This window comes from Dehalococcoidia bacterium (assembly GCA_025054935.1).
In the GTDB taxonomy this organism is placed as follows: Bacteria; Chloroflexota; Dehalococcoidia; order SpSt-223; family SpSt-223; genus JANWZD01.
Genome location: JANWZD010000048.1, coordinates 1 through 735 on the forward strand (window position 1 = coordinate 1; position 735 = coordinate 735).

At 67.5% G+C, this 735-nt stretch carries 1 protein-coding gene; it reads right to left on the minus strand.

Translation table 11 applies throughout. From position 1 onward, the window contains the following. Positions 1-735 (minus strand): hypothetical protein (locus NZ773_16200; protein ID MCS6803469.1); only part of this gene is annotated, 735 nt, incomplete at both ends.

Below are 735 nucleotides of genomic sequence, written 5' to 3' on the forward strand. Positions count from 1 at the left end.
CTCAAAGCCCATCGGTTCGCCGGTGTAGCCGGTGCGCGCCACAATTAAGTCAAAACCGCCGACCGTCGCCCGCAGCACCTGCGTGCGCGCCATATCCTGGATGCGTCCGGTCGTGGCTGCATCCGCGCCCAGCGCGAGCAGGATGTCGCGCGACTTCGGGCCTTGCAGGGCGAGGTCTACGCGCTGATCGGCGCCGCTCTGCGGGTCGCGTAGGTTGCGAAGGGTGACGCCATGGCGGCCCGGCGCCTGCGCCCAGGGCCGGTCGGCGTCAATCAGCACCTCGCCGCGCTGCACGGCATTGACCCAGGCCCAGTCCTTGTCGTCATTGGCGGCGTTGACGACGATGAGGAAATGATCGGGCGCGAGGCAGTATAGATAGCAGTCATCCAGCACATGGCCGTTGGGCGCGAGGAAGTGCGAGTAGGCGCTCTCGCCCGGCTTCAGCGCGGCTATCTCATTGGCGCAGATGGCGTCGAGGAAGGCGACCACGTTCGGGCCGCGCGCCTCCCACACGCCCATGTGGCTCACGTCGAACAATCCGGCGTTAGTGCGCGTGGCGAGGTGTTCATCGAGGACGCCGCTGTACTGCACCGGCATCTCCCAGCCGGCGAAGGGCACCATCTTTGCGCCGAGCGCCCGGTGCGCCTCGTTGAGGCGCGTCTTCTTCAGTGGCGCCTCTGCCGGCTCTTTCCATTGAAAGGCGGGCAGGGCCGGCGGCGCGGCTACAGCCCATCT